Below are 541 nucleotides of genomic sequence, written 5' to 3' on the forward strand. Positions count from 1 at the left end.
CCTTGCTCTGTCTTGGATTGTGGGTATTCCTATTCCAGCTTTTTTCATCCCTGCCGGGTTTTGGAATCCACACCCGTCGCAGTGGTTTTGCTTTGAGGTTTCCCTTAATGCTCTCCACAAGTTCAAACCTTTGTCTTGGAGAGATTGCTCTCATTCCATCAACTCCAGCCGTTTTCTTGCCTTGACCCGCTTGGGGGGCGGGTTTATTAAGCTGACTGTTGGGAAGCATGGCTGACCGTGGAACCCGCCCCTACAGCCGCACTGCTAAGAGTCGGGCATAATATGACTTCACCAATAGACGTTGCCACCTTCTTGCCTTCGCGTCCTGTCCCGATTTAGCTGCTTGGAATATCCTCTTTTGGAGCTTGAAAACTTTCCTCTGGACTTTCGCCCAAGGGATATTAGGGGTCGAGATAGACCTCACGGTCTATCCCTCCCATTCAGAACCGTACATGAGACTTTCACCTCATACGGATCCTAATTTGACTGGTTATGGTCGAAAGAGAAGTCACCTTCCCCAACTCCAATTCCAAACCGTGCA

Annotated in this window: 2 protein-coding genes; both read right to left on the bottom strand. The window is 49.7% G+C overall.

Translation table 11 applies throughout. The features are described 5' to 3' along the window. Window positions 1-229, bottom strand: a 229-nt coding sequence (locus tag P5674_RS25735) for an HNH endonuclease (RefSeq protein ID WP_315643410.1), incomplete at its 3' end; no start/stop codon positions are given. 21 nt (window positions 230-250) lie between these two features. Further along, the gene (locus tag P5674_RS25740) at window positions 251-424 is read right to left on the bottom strand and encodes a reverse transcriptase N-terminal domain-containing protein (protein ID WP_315643411.1); all 174 of its coding nucleotides are present in this window, start codon (window positions 422-424) and stop codon (window positions 251-253) included. Window positions 425-541 lie beyond the last annotated feature (117 nt).

The sequence above is a fragment of the Limnospira sp. PMC 289.06 genome (genome assembly GCF_032350395.1).
Taxonomy (GTDB): Bacteria; Cyanobacteriota; Cyanobacteriia; order Cyanobacteriales; family Microcoleaceae; genus Limnospira; species Limnospira platensis.